Origin of the sequence: Bowdeniella nasicola, from assembly GCF_001907295.1 — a bacterium.
GTDB lineage: Bacteria > Actinomycetota > Actinomycetes > Actinomycetales > Actinomycetaceae > Bowdeniella > Bowdeniella nasicola.
This window is the reverse complement of the sequence record NZ_MQVR01000061.1, coordinates 1-17,144: the sequence shown is the minus strand read 5'-3', so window position 1 is coordinate 17,144 and position 17,144 is coordinate 1. Positions and strand designations below refer to the sequence as shown.

The window sequence follows — 17,144 nt, the reverse complement described above, 5'->3', positions numbered from 1 at the left end:
GCTTCATCACTACAATCATCACAGACCCCATACCGGGATCGGTGGTCTTACTCCATCAGAACGCGTTCACAACCTCACGGGGAACTACAGCTAGCGCGAGGCGCTGCCACTGGCCGCCGGAGAGCCCCGCGCCGTCCCATTGCGGGCCGAGCTGGGCGTCGATGGCGCCGGGCAGGGGAGCGATATAACTCCACGCCTGGGCGGCACGCAGCGCCGCCTCGATCTGATCATCGCTGTGGCGCAGCTGGAGATCGACGAAGCGGCGCACGGTCACTTCGAAGCGCGTGAAGTCCTGAAAGACCATCGCACTGCGGGCGCGCCGGCTCGCTGCATCGCTCGCCTGTCCGATCGCGATTGTGCCGGCGTCCGGCTCCAGGATTCCGCCGAGGAGCTTAGCGAACGTCGTCTTGCCGCTGCCGTTGGCACCAACGAAGGCGACGAACTCGCCGGGTTCGATTCGCATGCTCGCGTCCCTGATGACGGGCGCCTGCGAACCGGGGTAGGTGAAGGTCACGTTGCTAGCAACAAGCGCGTCGGGTCCGCGGCCGGGAGTCTCCGCCTCGCCGGTACGGTCAGAGATATCGGCGACCAGCGACTCGTACTGCGCAATGAACGGGGCACTGGCCATGAGCTCGCCGTAGGCGGCGCCCGCGCCGCGCGTGACGAGCAGACAGCTCAAGACACCCACAATGCCAGCGCCGAGCGTTGCGGTCGATGCGGACGGCGCGACAATGATGGCGGCGAATGCCCCGGCCGCGAGCACGAAGACCGCGAGGCTCGAAATCATCTGAAGGCGGATACCGTGCGCGGTGCCTTGGCGAAAACATCGAACTCCCTGCCGTACAGGTCCGCGAGCTCGTCGTTGAAGGAGTCCCCGTGGCCACCGGACGCGATCTCGGTCGCCGCCGGTTGGAAGTTGACCTGCGCGTGGAGGTATTCCTGTCGGCGATTAATGCCCGCAGCCTCGGGCCAGATCTCGTTTTCGATGCGCGCAAGCCGGGAGTACACGAGGAGGTCGGGCACCATGACGAGTGCGACGAACAGCGAGGCGAGCGGCGAGATCGACCACAGTGAGATGGTCAGGAAGACCACGGCAAAGATCGCCGTCATGACCGAATAGAACGAGCTTGCCTGCCACGCTAGGTTGAACGGGACGGCGTCGCGCGCCGCCCGGATCCGTTCGACGAGCCGATTATCGACGGTCTCCGGCGGCGTGAGCCGCGTGATGAGCCGCGTCAGGTCCCTCGAATAGGACCGGCGCAAATCCAATTGGCTGAGCTGGACGACGTGCCTATTGACGCTCGTGGTTAAGGAGATCACGACGGCGGCGAGCGCCGCCAGGATGATCGGCAGCACCGGCGAAGATCCGGGCTCGAGTGAGGCGATGAGGTACTTCATGACCTCGACCTGCGCGGCAGGCACGAGCGCCACAATGGTCCCGGAGATCAACGTTCCAGCGGAATACCGAGGGGAGTGTTTCCAGGCGTAGGCTACCGCCCGGATTGAGGTCTTCAGCGCAGCAGCGATGGAGTTGGGTGGCTCGGCGTGAGACATAGTGGGTTTTCGCGAAGGCGCCCCGGCCCTTGGTGGGCCGGGGCGAAACAAACTAGACGCCGAGGAAGGCGGCGAGGTCCGCCTTCACCTGCGCGACGCGGCGGGCGGCCGCCTCGCGTGCCTGCGGCACGAGGTCGAGGTTCTGGTTCGGGACCGGTTCAACCGACTCGAGGTAGCACTTGAGCTTCGGTTCCGTGCCCGAGGGACGGACGATCACGCGGTCATTCGCCTCGGTCACGAAGCGCATGCCGTCGGTCGGCGGTAGAGATTCGCTGCCCTCAGCGAGATCGACAGTCTCGACGATGGGGGAGCCGGCGAGTTCGGTCAGCCCCCCGGTGCGGAGCTTGGCCATCGCGTCGGCGATGAGCGAGAGGTCCTTCACGCGAACCGTGAGCGGGTTCGTCGCGTGCACGCCGTGGCGTGCCGAAAGCTGGTCGAGCTGGTCCTCTAGCGTCAGGCCGCGATCGGCGAGATCGGAGGCGAGCAGGCACAGCTTCACCGAGGCGGAGATGCCGTCCTTGTCCCGCACATAGTTCGGGTCGCAGCAGTAGCCAAGCGCCTCTTCGTACCCGAACGTCAGGCCCGGCACCCGCGAGATCCACTTGAATCCGGTGAGCGTCTGGGCGTGCGTGAGGCCATGGGAGGCCGCGATCGCGCCGAGCATCCGCGAGGAGACGATCGAGCAGGCAAGAACGCCCTTGCCGCTCGCTGCCGCGAGGCGCGCGGCCTGCTCACCTAGGAGCTGGCCGACCTCATCACCCGAGAGCTGGCGCCAGCTGCCGGCGCGCGTGGGGATTGCGGCGGAGCAGCGGTCGGCATCCGGGTCGTTGGCGATGATGAGGTCCGCGCCGATCTTCTTCGCCAGGGCGAAGGACAGGTCGAGCGCGCCGGGCTCTTCAGGGTTCGGGAAGTTCACGGTCGGGAAGTCCGGGTCCGGCTCGGCCTGCTCCTTGACCAGGTGCACGTCGGTGAACCCAGCGTCGGTGAGTGCCCGCATACAGGTCTCGGCGCCGACGCCATGCATGGCCGTGAGGACAACCTTGAGCGAGCCGGCCCGGCCCTGCGGGACCATCGACGAGACGCGCGCGACGTAGCGGTCGATGAGGTCCTCGCCGATCGTGTGCCAGCCGTCCTCGGCGCGCTCGATATCGGCGACTCGCTCAACCTTAGCGATCTGCTCGGCAATGCGGGCATCGTGCGGGGAGACGATCTGGGCGCCACGGGCTGTCGCTTCGACCATGCGGCCGCCGAGGTAGACCTTGTAGCCGTTGTCCTGCGGCGGGTTGTGCGAGGCCGTCACCATGACGCCGGCGTCGGCATCGAGGTCGAGGACCGAGAACGCGAGGACCGGGGTCGGCAGGGTGCGAGGCATGAGGTGGGCGATGCCGCCGGCGGCCGTGACGATCGCGGCGGTGTCGGTTGCGAACTGCTTGGAGCCATAGCGGGCGTCGTAGCCGATCGTCACGACGAAACCGTCGCCGATCTCGTTTCGGAGGTAGGCGACGAGGCCCGCGGCCGCACGCATGACGACCGCACGGTTCATCCGGTTGGGGCCGCCACCAAGGGCGCCGCGCAGGCCGGCGGTACCGAACTGCAGGGTGCCGGAGAATCGGTCGGCGAGGTCGGCGCTGGCCGCCTCATCGCCGCCTTCTGCGGCTGCGAGGAGATCGGAGAGCTCCTGGGCGGTCGTCGGGTCCGGATCGTCGTCGATCCAGGCGCGGACGGCTGCGTCGTCGAAGGTAAGGGAAGTCATGACTAGTTCTCCTTTGCCATGGTGGTCACGATGTCGGCGAGCAGTTTCGCGATGCGCGGTCCTGCCGCGCGGCCAGCCTCAAGGACTTCGGTGTGGCTGAGGGGCGTGGGCGAAATACCGGCCGCCGGGTTGGTCACGAGTGAGATGCCGAGGATCTCGAGTCTGGCTTCGCGCGCCGCAATGGCCTCGAGCGCGGTCGACATGCCGACGAGGTCACCGCCGATGATCTTCGCCATCTGCACTTCCGCGGGCGTCTCGTAGTGGGGGCCGCGGAACTGGACGTAGACGCCCTCATCGAGCGTCGAATCGATCGTGCGGGCAAGATCGCGCAGCCGCGGCGAGTACACGTCGGTGAGGTCGACGAAGGTCGCGCCTTCGAGAGGGGAGTCCATCGTGAGGTTGATGTGATCGGAGATGAGAACCGGGGTGCCCGGGCCCCACTCGGCGCGCAGGCCGCCGCAGCCGTTGGTCAACACGAGCGAGGTGCAGCCCGCGGCAGCCGCGGTGCGAACCCCGTGTGCGACGGCGCGCACGCCGTGGCCTTCGTAGTAGTGGGTGCGTGCTCCGAGCACGAGCGCATGGGCGTCGGTGCCCGCGATCTTGATCGAGGTGATCGTGCCGCCGTGCCCGACGACCGCGGCCTTGCGGAAGCCCGGGATATCTTCGGCGGGAACTTCGGCGACGACGTCGCCGAGGAGTTCGGCGGCGCCGCCCCAGCCGGAGCCGAGGACGAGGGCGATGTCGTGCTTGGCAACGCCGGTAGCATACGCGATCGCCTGCGCCGCCTCAGCGGCGAGGGCGCGGGGATCGACGTCAGTGTCATGGTGTGTCATGGCTATATTGTTCCATGGTTGACCCGGGCGCAAGGGGTGAAGAGTTTTGCGACAATGAGTGACGTGACTGTCACTTCTGAACATTCGAGTACTGCTGTTGCCCCCGAATCTCCCGCAGGGGCGCAAGCCTCCGGTTCCTCTCCGGTTCGGGCGGGTTCCCGAGTCGTCATCATCGGTGGTGGTCCCGGCGGCTATGAGGCCGCACTCGTCGCCCGCCAACTCGGTGCCGACGTCACCGTCATCGAAGCGCGCGGCATGGGAGGCTCGGCGGTCCTCACCGATGTCGTCCCCTCTAAGACGCTCATCGCGACGGCCGAGTGGATGACGCTGACCGAATCCGCGGTGGAGCTGGGAATTCATGTCGGCGATGGCCACCCGAGCGTTGACCTCGGCAAGGTCAACGAACGCGTTCGCTCTCTCGCGGCCCAGCAGGAACGCGATATCGCGGGCCGGCTAGAAAAAGAAGGCATCACGATCATCAACGGCCATGGCCGACTCGGTCCCGCGAGCGCGGGCTGCGGCACCCGCCTCGTCTATGTCGACGTCGATGGCAGCGGCGAGGAGATCGAACTCGAAGCCGAAATGGTCCTCATTGCGACGGGCGCGACGCCACGCGAGCTGCCCGATGCGAAACCCGACGGGGAGCGGATCCTTACCTGGAAGCAGCTCTATGAGCTCACTGAACTGCCCGAGCACCTCATCGTTGTCGGCTCGGGCGTTACGGGCGCCGAATTCGCGGGCGCCTACACTCAGCTCGGCGCCGAGGTCACGCTCGTTTCTTCCCGCGTGCGCGTGCTGCCCGGCGAGGACGAGGACGCGGCCACCCTCATCGAAAACGTGTTCAAGCGCCGCGGCATGACGGTCTTGAGCGAATCGCGAGCCCAGTCCGTGACCCGCACCGACGACGGAGTCCTCGTGACGCTCGCCGATGGCCGCGAGATCACGGGTTCGCACTGCCTCATGGCGGTCGGCGCGATCCCGAACACGAAGGGCATCGGACTAGAAGAAGCCGGAGTCAAGCTGCGGGAATCGGGCCATATCGAGGTCGACCGCGTCTCGCGCACGACCGCCTTTCGGGTCTACGCCGCCGGCGACTGCACCGGCGTCTACCCGCTCGCCTCGGTCGCGGCGATGCAGGGCCGTATCGCGATGTGGCACGCGCTCGGCGACGCGGTCTCGCCGCTGTCGCTGACGGCCGTCGCCGCGAATATTTTCACCGCCCCCGAGATCGCGACGATCGGCGTCACCCAGGCGCAAATCGAATCTGGCGAGGTCGACGGGTCGATATCCCGCCTGCCCGTAGCCCGCAACCCGCGCGCGAAGATGCTCGGCATCAAAGAAGGCTTCGTCAAGGTCTTTTCCGATAACGCGACGGGCGTCGTGACCGGCGCGGTCGTCGTCGCGCCGCGCGCCTCGGAACTCATCTTCCCGCTGTCGATCGCAGTCACCCACCGCCTCACCGTCGACGAGGTCGCGAACGTCTTCACGATCTACCCGTCGCTGTCCGGAACGCTGGGGGAGGCCGCCCGCACCCTGCACCACGTCGAGGACGACGATGTCTACTAACGAGTCGCTGCGCCTCCCAGACCCGGCCACGGCCTCGGCCGTGGACCTCACCGCAGCGATGGTGGACATCTACTCGGTCTCCGACCACGAGACGCATCTCGCCGACGAGGTCGAGCGGCACCTGCGCGCGATGGGCCACCTCACCGTCGTGCGCGAGGGTGACGCGATCCTCGCACGCACGAATGCGGGCCGCGCCCAGCGCGTCATCATTGCCGGGCATCTCGATACTGTGCCCGTCGCGAACAATATCCCGCACCGCCGCGAGGTCATTGACGGGGACGACGCGATCTGGGGCCGGGGCAGCGTCGATATGAAATCCGGCTGCGCCGTGCAACTCGCGCTCGCGGCCGAACTCACCGACCCCGCCATCGATGTCACGTGGGTGTTTTACGACCACGAGGAGGTCGACACCGACCGTTCGGGCCTGAAACGCCTCCTCGACATGCACCCCGACCTCACGCGGGACGCCGACTTCGGGATCCTCACCGAACCGACGAGCGCTGCCATCGAGGGTGGCTGCAACGGCACGTTGCGCATCCGTGTCGACGTCACCGGCCGCGCCGCCCACTCCGCGCGCCACTGGATGGGACACAACGCGATCCACGCGGCCGCCGCTATCCTGCAGCGGCTCGCCGACTACGAGCCCCGCACGGTTACGGTCGATGGGCTCGACTATCGCGAATCGCTCTCGATCGTGAAAATCGAGGGCGGTATCGCCAATAACGTCATCCCCGATCACTGCCGGATCTGGATCAACTACCGCTACGCCCCCGATTCCGATGCGGCGGCTGCGCTGGACCGGCTGCGCGCACTCCTCGACGGCGCCGGCGGCACGATCACGTTCGAAGACGCCGCCGACGGCGCCCGACCGGGCCTGACTGAGCCGCTGGCCGCCAGCTTCGTGCGGGCCGCCCAACGGTATGCGGGCGCGAGCGTCGGACCGAAATACGGCTGGACCGATGTCGCGCGGCTCGCGGCCGCCGGAATCCCGGCCGTGAACTTCGGGCCCGGCGACCCGGCGCTCGCGCACACGGATGAGGAGAATTGCCCAATCAGCCACATTGAGGCCTGCCATGCAGCACTGCGGGCCTGGCTCCGGCAAGATGGGGCCCATGGCACCTCGTAGACGCACCTACCGTAAGGGCCCCGTCATGCTGCGGGGTCCCATGGTCCCCACGGAGACCACGGACGCCCGACTCCTCGATCCGGCCCAAGACATCGACTGGTTGCATTCCGACCCCTGGCGGGTCATGCGGATCCAGAGCGAATTCGTCGAAGGCTTCGGCGCCCTCGCCGAACTCGGCCCGGCCGTCTCCGTCTTCGGGTCGGCGCGTACCCCGGAAGGAAGCGCGGAATATGAGCTCGCCGAAGAGGTGGGACGCCGCCTTGCCGAGCGCGACTATGCCGTCATCACCGGTGGGGGACCGGGCGTTATGGAGGCCGCCAATAAGGGTGCGTGCGAAGCCGAAGGCCGCTCGGTCGGGCTCGGCATTGAGCTGCCGTTCGAGCAGGGCTTGAACGAGTGGGTCGATCTCGGCATCAACTTCCGCTATTTCTTCGCCCGCAAGACGATGTTCGTCAAATACTCCGAAGGTTTCATCGTCCTTCCCGGTGGTTTCGGAACGCTCGATGAACTCTTCGAAGCCGCAACGCTCGTGCAGACGAAGAAGGTCCGTTCCTTCCCGATTGTGCTCGTCGGAACCCGGTACTGGGAGGGCCTGCTCACCTGGCTGCGCAACTCGATGCTCGCCGATGGCAAGATCGGCGAAGCCGACCTCGAGCGGCTCCATTTGGTCGACACTGCCGAGGAAGCGGTCGAGGTGATGTGCCAGGCGATCGACGACCTGCGACACCAGGTCCCTACCAGCGACGGGTGGTAGACCCTCGATTCTGAGCCTCGGCCTACACCGTGGTTTAGAATAGAGGTGTCAATCACGTTTTGTGGAAGGATCGTACGCATGGCCGCCATGAAGCCCCGAACCGGGGAGGGACCACTGGAAGTCACGAAAGAAGGCCGTGGCTTAGTCATGAGGGTGCCGCTAGAAGGCGGTGGCCGCCTCGTCGTTGAGATTTCCCAGCAGGAAGCTACGGATCTTCACGCAGCACTTTCCGAAGTGGTCTAACGCGGGCCAACCGCGATCTAGCTGAGCCCTCGCAACTGCGGGGGCTTTGCTCTGCGCCTAGCGCGTCGGTGGACGATTGACCGCGACGAGCAGCCCGTCGCCCGCGCCTATCAGCAGCGGGGTGAGGCGCTCATCGGCGCGCACCGTGCGCACAAGTTCACGCATCCGCACGGTATCGGCATCGCGGCGCGCGGGCTCGGGCACGCGGTCATGCCACAGGGCACCCGCGACGATCAGGAGGCCGCCGGGGCGCAACATGCGGATCGCATGGGTGACGTATTCGGGGGTCTCCTCGGGATCGCCGTCGACGAAGACGAGGTCATAGGCGCCATTGGCGAGCCGCGGCAGCACATCGAGCGCCCGGCCGGAAATCAATCGAGCCTGCGCACTCTTGACCTTCATCGCTCGCAGCACCTGGCGTGCCGCGGACTGGTACTCGGGCTCTACATCGATGGAGGTCAGAACGCCTTCCGGGTCCATTCCGCTCAGCAACCATGCCGCCGAGGTGCCGGTGCCGGTGCCGATCTCCGCGACCGAGTGAGCGCCTGAGGCGCTCGCGAGCGCGCGCAGCGTGGCGCCCATCCCCGTCGAAATGGGGGTGACCCCGAATTCTTCGGCGAGGGTCCGGGCATGCGCAGGCCCGTCCGGTTCCGGAATATAATCTTCGGTAAATGCCCAGCTGAGGGCTTTGTCGACAGAAATGGTGAACCTCCAGTCTCGCCGTTAGCCAAAGTGTATCGAAAAGGTGATGCGGAGCATGCTTTAGGGTGGAGCCATGACACAGCAGCCGCCTTTCGCGCCGCAGAGTCCGCCCATGGGAGAAGACAGCGCGCCCGCGTACTATCCTGCTCCCACGCGGCAGGTCGACGCGTCGCCCTACAGTGTCGGCGCGCCCACCCAGCGCCAACGCCCGAGCCGGCGGAAGGCTCCTGTTGCTGTGTGGCTCATGGCAATCCTGCTTGCCTTCGCGCTCGGTCTCGTTACCGGCGGGATCGGAGCGCGGGAGTATTTCGGCTTGGGGTCGCGCCCGCTCGGATCGCCCTCGGTGAAGGCCACGCTGCCGCCGTCGGTCGCCGCGGCCCAATCGGATATCGGCAAAGTCGCGCAGGCAGTCATTGCCTCGACGGTCTATATCGAATCGTATTCCGGAAACGAAGGCGGCTCGGGAACGGGCTTCATCTACCGCGCCGATGGCGTGATCGTCACCAATGCGCACGTCATCACGCCGACCGGTGAGGTGGCAAAAGAGATCAACGTGACGGTTCCAAGTGGCGAGCGGTTTACGGCCGAGGTTCTCGGCTATACCCATGACTATGACATCGCGGTGCTCAAGATCGATGCGAAAGAGCTATCGGCACTGCCGCTGGCAGACTCCGACACGATCGCCGTGGGGGACCAGGTCGTGGCCGTCGGCGCGCCCTTGGGACTGGCCGGGACCGTGACCACCGGGATTATCTCCGCGACGAACCGGCCCGTGCGCAGCGGTGACGCAGAGATCCAGTCCTTCATCAACGCCGTCCAGACGGACGCGGCCATTAATCCCGGTAATTCCGGCGGTCCGCTCGTCAACATGTCGGGCCAGATGATCGGCCTGAATTCCGCGATCGCGCAGCCGGTGAACTCAAACCAGCAGTCCGTCGGCTCGATCGGTCTCGGCTTCGCGATTCCCTCGAGCCAGGTGAAGCACTCGGCCGATGAGATCCTCGACAAGGGGTATGCGACCTATCCCGTCATGGGGATCATGGTCGACATGTCCGACCGTCGCGCAGGCGCCAAGGTGCTCGAGGATTCCGGTTCCACCAAGGGCATCGTCGCTGGTGGTCCCGCTGATAACGCGGGGCTGAAGGCCGGGGACCGCATCCTGTTTGTCAACGGGAAGCGGATCGGTTCCGTCACCGAATTCATCGTCTACCTGCGCTCGCTACAGGCCGGCCAGGAAGTGGCGATCGTCGCCGAACGCAACGGCGAACAGATCGAAGCGACGATCTCCCTGCAAGAACAGCGCGCGAAGTAGCCGAGGTTACGTCGCCTCGTTATCGAATGGTGCGGGCGCTCCCGGGACGAACTGATACGGGTTCGCCCGGCCGGAACCGCCGGCCATGGACATCGGGGTCGCGGCCGCGAGCGGGCTCGCCGACGCCGCCGGCGCGCCCGGCGCTTGCCGGATCGCGGGGGCCGCGGGAGTCGCAGCTGTCGGGACGGGATCATCACGTAGCGCGTCGCGCACGATCCGGCGCGGATCGTATTGGCGCGGGTCGAGAGATTTGAGGTCGAGGTCGTTAATGTCCGGGCCGAGTTCTTCTTTGACCCGTTCCTTGGCCTGGTTCGTGAAGTCCTTGGCTTGCCGCACGAACCGGCCGAGCTGGGCCGCTGCCTTCGGGAGGTTTTCCGGACCGACAACGATAAGCCCCACCACCATGATGATGAGGATTTCGGTCCCGGACAGCGGCCCCATGGTCTACCTCGGGGACAGTCCGAGCGATCGGCCGGCCAAGCCTCGGGCGCGGTGGCCGAGGCTGTGGGCGAGGTCGGTCAGGGCCTTGGCTGCGGGCGACTCGGGATTCGCGAGCACGATCGGCTCACCGGAATCACCGCCGTCGGCGACGCCCGTATCGATCGGGACCTTCGACTTCAGTTCGACGGGGTAGCCGAGGATCGTCGTGAGGCGCTCGGCGACGGTTTCACCGCCGCCGGAGCCGAAGAGCTCGAGGCGGGAGCCGTCGGCCTGCTCAAGCCAGCTCATGTTCTCCACGACGCCGACGACGTACTGGCGCGTCTGGCCCGCGATCGACCCGGCGCGCTCGGCGACCTCCGCAGCCGCGGCCTGCGGGGTCGTGACGACGAGGATCTCGGCGTTCGGCAGCAATTGGCCGACGCTGATCGCGACGTCGCCGGTGCCGGGCGGCAGGTCGAGCAGGAGGACGTCGAGGTCGCCCCAGTAGACGTCGCCGAGGAACTGTTGGACCGCACGGTGGAGCATCGGGCCGCGCCAGACGACGGCGGAATTATCGGGCACGAACATGCCGATCGAGATGACCTTCACGCCGTTGGCGATCGGCGGGACGATCATGTCGTCGATCTTTTGTGGCGCGTGCGTGACGCCGAGCATGCGGGGGATGGAAAAACCGTAGATGTCGGCATCGACGACGCCGACCTTCAGCCCCTGGTCGGCCATGGCCGCCGCGAGGTTCGCGGTGACCGAGGATTTGCCGACCCCGCCCTTGCCGGAGGTCACGGCGTAGACGCGGGTGAGGTTGCCGGGCTTGGTGAAGGGGATTTCCGGCTCGGGCACGCCGCCGCGCAGTTTCGTGCGCAGTTCCTTCTTCTGCTCCTCGCTCATGACGCCCATCTCGACCTTGCAGCTCGCGGCGCCTTCGACCTTGCGGACGGCTTCGACGACGTCGCCGGTGATCGTGTCCTTCAAGGGGCAGCCGGCGGTCGTGAGGTCGATTCCGACGGTGACGTGGCCCTCGTCATCGACGTCGATCGAGCGCACCATGCCGAGTTCGGTGATCGGTTTTTTGATCTCCGGATCAAGGACAGAAGCGAGTTGTTCGCGGATGGCTTCGATGGTCGGTGGGGCTGCATTCATAGCCCCCATGCTACGTGTCTTTTCCACCCTGGCTAAAGCCAGCCTCATCGGGCTTCGTCTCATCCTCATGATCGCGCGCCTGGAGTTCTTCGAGCATGTCGCGGATCTCCGAGCGGAGGAAGTCACGGGTCGCGACATCGTTCAGCGCGATGCGCAGCGCCGCGAGTTCACGCGCGACGTATTCGGTGTCGGAGAGGTTGCGTTCGGCGCGTTGCCGGTCCTGTTCCGCGGTGACGCGGTCGCGGTCATCCTGCCGGTTTTGCGCGAGCAGGATGAGCGGCGCGGCATAGGAGGCCTGCAGCGAGAGCATGAGCGTGAGGGTCGTGAAACCGAGTTCGACCTTGTCGAAGCGCAGCGACTCCGGCCCCCAGGTATTCCAGCCGAGCCAGGCGAAGACGAAGACCGACAGCCAGATCAAGAATTGCGGCGTGCCGGTAAAGCGCGCGATCGCTTCGGCGACGCGGCCGACGCCCTCGGATTCGAGATCGACCTTGGGCATCCAGCGGCGGCGCCCGGTCAGTGGGGTATCGAGTTTGTCAGCCATCGGCCCACCGATCCATCTCGTCGTCGGTCATCTCATCGTCGGCATCGCGCCAATCCTCGGGCAGCAGATGATCGAGCACGTCGTCGACGGAGACGGCGCCGAGCAGCCGCCCGGCCTCATCGACGACAGGCATGCCCGTGAGGTTGTAGGTCGCGAGCAGGCGCGTGATCGTGCCGATACCGGCGTCGACCTCAAGCGGTTCGACGGAGGTATCGAGGATCGTGCCGACGAGCGTTTGGGGCGGTTCGCGCAGCGCGCGCTGGATATGGACGACGCCCAGGAGTTTGCCCGTCGGCACCTCCAGGGGCGGCCGCACGACGTAGGCCATCGCCGCGAGGGCGGGCGGTACGTCCTGGCGGCGGACGTGGGCAAGGAGGTTCGCGACCGTGGCATCCGGCGGCAAGATCACCGGCTCGGTCGTCATGAGACCGCCCGCGGTGTTGTCCTCGTAGGCGAGCAGTCGGCGCACGTCCGCGGCCTCTTCGGGCTCCATGAGTTCCAGCAACTGGCTCGCGACTTCGGTCGGGAGCTCGGAGACGAGGTCGGCGGCGTCGTCGGGCTGCATGACGTCGAGGACATCGGCGGCGCGGCGCGGCTCGAGAGCCTGCACGATGCCGACGCGGTCTTCTTCACCGAGCTCTTCGAGCACATCGGCGAGCGCCTCGTCGGACATTTCGTGGGCGACCTCAATGCGGCGCTCTTCGGGAAGGTCTCGCACGAGGTCGGCGATATCGGCGGGTTTGAGGCCCGCGAAGGAGGAGATGAGGCTCTTGGCGCCCTGCCGCGCGAGCTGATCTTCCAAGCCGGCGACTTCGAACGGGTCGACGACGACGGAATGGCCGCGACGGAACAGTCCGATCGTGTTTTTGCGGACGACGGCGAGCGCGGTCACGTGCCAGTCGCCGTTGCGCTGCTGTTCGATCGCCACGTCCTTGACGATGCCCTCGCCGGAGCCGTCCTTGAACGTCACCGTCCGCTCGAAGAGTTCGCCCGCGACGAGGGTTTCCACGCTGCGCAGCTGGAAGCGGCGGATATTGAGCAGGCCCGTCGTGATGACGGCGCCCGCGCTGATCGAAGTGACGCGCGTGAGCGGCACGAAGACGCGGCGGCGGCCCGTAACCTCAACGACGAGGCCGATCGCTCGCGGCAGATTGCGCGCATCAAACAGGACAACGACGTCGTGCACATAGCCGACCGCATCGCCCAGCGGATCGAACACAGCCGTGCCGACGAGGCGGGCAACGAAGACGCGTTGCTGGGGGGCGGGCGATGCGACTCTCACGCCCTAAGGCTAATGGAGGAACCCCGCTCGCGTATCGCGGTGCACGCGAGATAATGGAGGTATGCGTACGCCACCTCCGTCCCGAATGCTCACCCCGACGATCCCGCAGGGGGTGGAGCTCGCCTCCTTCGACACCTACCTGGCAGCCCAGGAGGCCGTCGATGCCTTATCGGATGCGCAGTTCCCCGTCCAGCACACGTCGATCATCGGCACGGACCTGAAAATGGTCGAACGCATCATCGGGCGCCTGACCCTGACCCGCGCGTCGATGGCCGGCGCCGGAACCGGCGCCTGGCTCGGCCTCATGTACGGCATCCTCATGTGGATCGTCATGCCCGAAGGCGCGTTTGCGGCGCTCGCGGCAGGCCTCATCATCGGTGTCATCATGGGCGCGGTTTTCGGTGCTGTCTCCTACCTCATGACGCAGGGGCGACGCGACTTCACGTCCTCCTCCCAGGTCGTCGCACAGCACTATGCGGTGATCTGCGACCCCGAGCATGCGGGCAAGGCGCGCGAGATTCTCAGCGAAGCGGGCATTAAAGCGGCGGCCCCGATGTCCTCGACGCCGCCGCCTGCCGTTGATATGTCTCGTCCGCCGCAATACGGCATCCGGCTCGATGAGGACGGCAACCCCATCGAGCACTAAGGGCTAGGACTGCAGCAGTTTCGCCATCCACGCCTCGACGTCATCGGCCGTGCGCGGAATGTCTTCCGATAGCCGCACCGCGCGGTGATCGTCGGTGATGACGATGTCATCTTCGATGCGCACACCGATGCCGCGGTATTCCTCGGGCACGGCGAGGTCATCGGCGTGGAAGTACAGGCCGGGCTCGATCGTGAAGCACATGCCGGGCTGCAGTTCGGCGTCGAGGTACATGTCCTTGCGGGCCTGCGCGCAGTCGTGCACGTCGAGGCCCAGGTGGTGGCTCGTGCCGTGCACCATCCAGCGGCGGTGCAGCTGGCAGTCGGGCTGTAACGATTCTTCGGCGCTGACGGGCAAAATCCCCAGGTCTTCGAGCTCGTGGGCGATGACCTCCATCGCCGCGGCGTGCACGTCGCGGAACTTCACGCCCGTGCCGTGGGCGCGCTCGAGCGCGGCCTCGCAGGCCTTGAGGACCGCGTTGTAGACGCGGCGCTGCGGCTCGGAGAATTTCCCGTTGATCGGCAGCGTGCGCGTGATATCGGCGGTGTAGAGCGAGTCGATTTCGATGCCGGCGTCGATGAGGACGAGTTCCCCGTCGTTGACCTTGCCGTTATTGGCGGTCCAGTGCAGGGTGTTGGCGTTATTACCCGCGGCCGCGATCGTGTCGTAGCCGACCGCGTTGCCTTCTTCGCGGGCCTTCGCACCGAACGCGCCCTCGAGCACGCGCTCGCCGCGGTGGTGGGTGGTGGCTCGCGGCAGGGAGCGGATCATGTCTTCAAAGCCCTCGGCGGTCGCGGCGACGGCGAGCTTCATCTGCTCGATTTCCCACTCGTCCTTGATCAGGCGGGCTTCGGACAGGGCTTCGGCCAGGGCCTCGTCGACCTCGCTGGCGGCGGCCTGGCCGACCTCGGAGCGAACTTCGGCGACGAGCGCGGAGACCTGATCGGAGGCTCCGGGTACGACGCGCAGCTGGACCTGGCCCGCGTCTTTGGAGATCGCGTCCTTCAGCTCATCGATATGGACGGTGCGCACGCCGGTCGCGGCGGCGATGTATTCGAGCGTCGGGCGGGCTCCGACCCAGAATTCGCCGTAGCGGGAGTCGGCAAAGAACTGGTCGGTATCGCGCGAGGCGCAGGGGTGGAAGTAGATCGTGGCCTCGTGGCCACCGTCTTCGTTCGGGTCGAGCACGAGGACCGCGTCGGGCTCGAAGTCGGTGCCCGTGCCGAGCATGTGGGCGAAGGCCGAGTGCGGCCGGTAAGGGTAGTCGGTGTCGTTGCTGCGGACCTGCAGGCCGCCGGCGGGGATGATCAGGCGGTCGCCGGTGAAGAGCTCGGAGATCTTATCCCGGCGCACCTTCGCGAACGGGGCGGAAGCGTTGGGCTCGGGCAGCGTGGTATCGCGCGGCGCCCAGTGCTGGGTCATGAACTCGCGGAAGACATCGGAGGTGGGTCGCTGGGAACGGTTGTTTCCGCGGGATTCGAGGCTCTGATTCTCGGGCGTAGCATCATCTGTAGTCATAGCCCCAATTGTGCACTACCTGGAATACTGGTGTGCTGTGACCCTGCGAATCGACCCCCACGCCCACACGACCCACTCCGATGGCACCGACAGCGTGCGCGGGCTGCTGCAGGCGGCCAAGGACGCGGACCTAGACATCGTGGGAATTACCGACCACGACACGGTGGCCGGGTGGCAGGAGGCCGAGGCGCTCGCGCCCGAGATCGGGATCGGGGTGTTGCGGGGCGTGGAGATTTCCTGCCGGGCCGATGGCATCACCGTCCACCTGCTGTCGTTCTTGCACGACCCGCAAAACCGGGAGCTCGCGGACGTCTTCGAATCCTCGCGCGCCGAGCGGCTCTCGCGCGCTAAGGCGATCGCGGATCGGCTCGCACGAGATTTTCCGATCAGCTGGCAGGACATCGTCGCGCATGCCGGGACAGGTGCGACGATCGGGCGGCCGCATCTCGCCGATGCGCTCGTGCGCGCGGGCGTCGTGCCGGATCGCTCGGCGGCCTTTGATCAGCTGCTGCACCCGAGTTCGCCCTATTACGTTCCGTACGTCTCGCCGCATCCCGTCGAGGTGACCGCGCTCGTGCGAAAAGCCGGGGGAGTGCCGGTGCTCGCGCATCCGCGCGCCTATCAGCGCCAACGCCGGGTCCTTGGCGTCGACGTGATCGAACAGATGTCACATGCTGGATTGTTTGCACTTGAGGCCGATCATCGCGATCATGGACCTGCTGCCCGCGACGAAGTCAAGGATCTGGCCCGTCGACTCGGCTTGCGAGTGAGTGGTGGCAGCGATTATCACGGCAGCGGAAAACCGAACCGGCTGGGAGAAAACCTCATGGCCGCCGATGTGCTGCAAGCGATGGAGGAAGAGGGCTACATGAGCGTGGTGCGTCCGTGAGCGCCTACCTTGACGTGACGTTGTTGATGACAACGTTCTTGACGCTGTTCGTCATTATGGACCCGCCCGGGCTCGTTCCGGTCTACCTCGCGCTGACCTCGACGCAGACCTCCAAGCAGCGCAAGGTCGCGGCCCTGCAGGCGACCATCACGAGCTTCGGCGTCATGGCGACGTTCACGGTCTTCGGGCAGTACATCCTCAAGTTCCTCCACATCTCGCTGCCCGCGCTCCAGGTCTCTGGCGGCCTGCTCCTGCTCATCGTCGCGATGCAACTGCTGGCCGGTAAGGACGGCGGCGGCGAGTCGGAGAGCGCGACGAAACAGAACGTCGCGCTCGTCCCGCTCGCGACCCCGCTCATGGCCGGGCCCGGGTCGATCGTCGCGATCATGGTCGCGGCGCAACGCTCGGAGGGGACGATCGCCTCGTGGAGTGCGATCGGGATCGCGCTCGTTGCCATTCACCTCGTGCTGTGGATCTCGATGCGCTTTGCCGACATCATCCACAAGGTCCTCGGGCCCGACGGCACGCTGCTCGTCACTCGCCTGGCCGGCATGCTGCTCGCCGCGATCGCCGTCGAGATCCTCGTGGCCGGTATCTTCGCGTTTATCGACGCGCACCTCTAGCCCGGCCCTGGGCGATCGCGAGGCCGATCCCGATGAGGAGCCAGATCGCCCCGACGCCCTGCGCGAGCGCGGCCGCATGGGCGAGCACGTAGAGCAGGACGGCGAGGTCGCAGGCGAGGTCGGCGATATCCGGCTCTTCAGAGTTGAGTGTGGGCGCGCCGATCGGGCAGGGGTGTTGGGGATAAGCATCGAGGTCCCTGATGATGAGTGGACTTTAACCCCCC

18 protein-coding genes are annotated in these 17,144 nt (G+C 66.4%); 8 read left to right on the top strand and 10 right to left on the bottom strand.

Translation table 11 applies throughout. The features are described 5' to 3' along the window. Positions 1–55 precede the first annotated feature (55 nt). The 4 genes from BSZ39_RS09565 to BSZ39_RS09550 form a co-directional block, all read right to left on the bottom strand. Complete coding sequence (locus BSZ39_RS09565) at positions 56–787, bottom strand: ATP-binding cassette domain-containing protein (protein WP_073717108.1); 732 nt, start codon at positions 785–787, stop codon at positions 56–58. Then, a complete protein-coding gene (locus BSZ39_RS09560) occupies positions 784–1,449 on the bottom strand; it encodes an ABC transporter ATP-binding protein (protein WP_143180481.1) in 666 nt (221 codons plus the stop codon). The genes BSZ39_RS09565 and BSZ39_RS09560 overlap by 4 nt, the downstream gene beginning before the upstream one ends. A 157-nt stretch (positions 1,450–1,606) precedes the next feature. After that, positions 1,607–3,307 (bottom strand): phospho-sugar mutase, encoded by a 1,701-nt coding sequence (locus BSZ39_RS09555; RefSeq protein ID WP_073717106.1) that lies wholly within the window; start codon positions 3,305–3,307, stop codon positions 1,607–1,609. 2 nt (positions 3,308–3,309) lie between these two features. After that, positions 3,310–4,140, bottom strand: coding sequence for a purine-nucleoside phosphorylase (locus tag BSZ39_RS09550; protein ID WP_073717105.1), 831 nt, complete (start codon positions 4,138–4,140; stop codon positions 3,310–3,312). A 63-nt stretch (positions 4,141–4,203) separates the two neighbouring features. Here BSZ39_RS09550 and BSZ39_RS09545 point away from each other — a divergent pair, with 63 nt between their 5' ends. The 4 genes from BSZ39_RS09545 to BSZ39_RS09530 all read left to right on the top strand — a co-directional run bounded on the left by BSZ39_RS09545 (position 4,204) and on the right by BSZ39_RS09530 (position 7,829). Further along, positions 4,204–5,706, top strand: a complete 1,503-nt coding sequence (locus BSZ39_RS09545) for an NAD(P)H-quinone dehydrogenase (RefSeq protein WP_245792485.1) — start codon at positions 4,204–4,206, stop codon at positions 5,704–5,706. After that, entirely contained in the window at positions 5,696–6,832 is a 1,137-nt protein-coding gene (dapE, locus tag BSZ39_RS09540) for a succinyl-diaminopimelate desuccinylase (protein WP_073717104.1), read from the top strand. The genes BSZ39_RS09545 and dapE overlap by 11 nt, the downstream gene beginning before the upstream one ends. Then, positions 6,819–7,586, top strand: a complete 768-nt coding sequence (locus BSZ39_RS09535) for an LOG family protein (protein ID WP_143180480.1) — start codon at positions 6,819–6,821, stop codon at positions 7,584–7,586. The genes dapE and BSZ39_RS09535 overlap by 14 nt, the downstream gene beginning before the upstream one ends. A gap of 78 nt (positions 7,587–7,664) precedes the next feature. Then, positions 7,665–7,829 (top strand): DUF3117 domain-containing protein, encoded by a 165-nt coding sequence (locus BSZ39_RS09530; RefSeq protein WP_073717103.1) that lies wholly within the window; start codon positions 7,665–7,667, stop codon positions 7,827–7,829. A gap of 57 nt (positions 7,830–7,886) precedes the next feature. Here the strand turns inward: BSZ39_RS09530 and BSZ39_RS09525 are convergent, their stop codons facing one another. Then, positions 7,887–8,531: an O-methyltransferase gene (locus BSZ39_RS09525; protein WP_073717102.1), complete on the bottom strand. Its 645-nt coding sequence runs from the start codon at positions 8,529–8,531 to the stop codon at positions 7,887–7,889. A gap of 112 nt (positions 8,532–8,643) precedes the next feature. Here BSZ39_RS09525 and BSZ39_RS09520 point away from each other — a divergent pair, with 112 nt between their 5' ends. Beyond that, on the top strand, positions 8,644–9,843 hold the full coding sequence (locus tag BSZ39_RS09520) for a S1C family serine protease (protein WP_158025157.1): 1,200 nt from the start codon (positions 8,644–8,646) through the stop codon (positions 9,841–9,843). A 6-nt stretch (positions 9,844–9,849) separates the two neighbouring features. On the opposite strand, the gene BSZ39_RS09515 is transcribed toward BSZ39_RS09520, so the two are convergent. The 4 genes from BSZ39_RS09515 to BSZ39_RS09500 are packed head-to-tail and all read right to left on the bottom strand — an operon-like array spanning position 9,850 to position 13,247. Then, a complete protein-coding gene (locus tag BSZ39_RS09515; RefSeq protein ID WP_073717100.1) occupies positions 9,850–10,284 on the bottom strand; it encodes a twin-arginine translocase TatA/TatE family subunit in 435 nt (144 codons plus the stop codon). A 3-nt stretch (positions 10,285–10,287) separates the two neighbouring features. Next, positions 10,288–11,421 carry an Mrp/NBP35 family ATP-binding protein gene (locus BSZ39_RS09510; protein WP_222842927.1) on the bottom strand — a complete coding sequence of 378 codons (1,134 nt, stop codon included), beginning with the start codon at positions 11,419–11,421 and terminating at the stop codon, positions 10,288–10,290. A 10-nt stretch (positions 11,422–11,431) separates the two neighbouring features. Then, positions 11,432–11,965 carry a DUF1003 domain-containing protein gene (locus BSZ39_RS09505; protein WP_073717098.1) on the bottom strand — a complete coding sequence of 178 codons (534 nt, stop codon included), beginning with the start codon at positions 11,963–11,965 and terminating at the stop codon, positions 11,432–11,434. Beyond that, positions 11,958–13,247 (bottom strand): magnesium transporter MgtE N-terminal domain-containing protein, encoded by a 1,290-nt coding sequence (locus BSZ39_RS09500; RefSeq protein ID WP_073717097.1) that lies wholly within the window; start codon positions 13,245–13,247, stop codon positions 11,958–11,960. The genes BSZ39_RS09505 and BSZ39_RS09500 overlap by 8 nt, the downstream gene beginning before the upstream one ends. A 61-nt stretch (positions 13,248–13,308) precedes the next feature. Between BSZ39_RS09500 and BSZ39_RS09495 the strand changes: the two genes are divergently transcribed. Further along, the gene (locus BSZ39_RS09495) at positions 13,309–13,893 is read left to right on the top strand and encodes a general stress protein (RefSeq protein ID WP_187343241.1); all 585 of its coding nucleotides are present in this window, start codon (positions 13,309–13,311) and stop codon (positions 13,891–13,893) included. Between the two features lie 3 nt (positions 13,894–13,896). Here BSZ39_RS09495 and BSZ39_RS09490 read toward each other — a convergent pair whose 3' ends face one another. After that, positions 13,897–15,408, bottom strand: a complete 1,512-nt coding sequence (locus BSZ39_RS09490) for an aminopeptidase P family protein (RefSeq protein WP_073717095.1) — start codon at positions 15,406–15,408, stop codon at positions 13,897–13,899. Positions 15,409–15,445: 37 nt separating this feature from the next. Between BSZ39_RS09490 and BSZ39_RS09485 the strand changes: the two genes are divergently transcribed. Both BSZ39_RS09485 and BSZ39_RS09480 read left to right on the top strand, forming a co-directional pair. Beyond that, positions 15,446–16,297 carry a PHP domain-containing protein gene (locus BSZ39_RS09485; RefSeq protein ID WP_342741817.1) on the top strand — a complete coding sequence of 284 codons (852 nt, stop codon included), beginning with the start codon at positions 15,446–15,448 and terminating at the stop codon, positions 16,295–16,297. After that, positions 16,294–16,920, top strand: coding sequence for a MarC family protein (locus BSZ39_RS09480; RefSeq protein WP_073717094.1), 627 nt, complete (start codon positions 16,294–16,296; stop codon positions 16,918–16,920). Before BSZ39_RS09485 ends, BSZ39_RS09480 begins: the two co-directional genes overlap by 4 nt. Positions 16,921–17,144 lie beyond the last annotated feature (224 nt).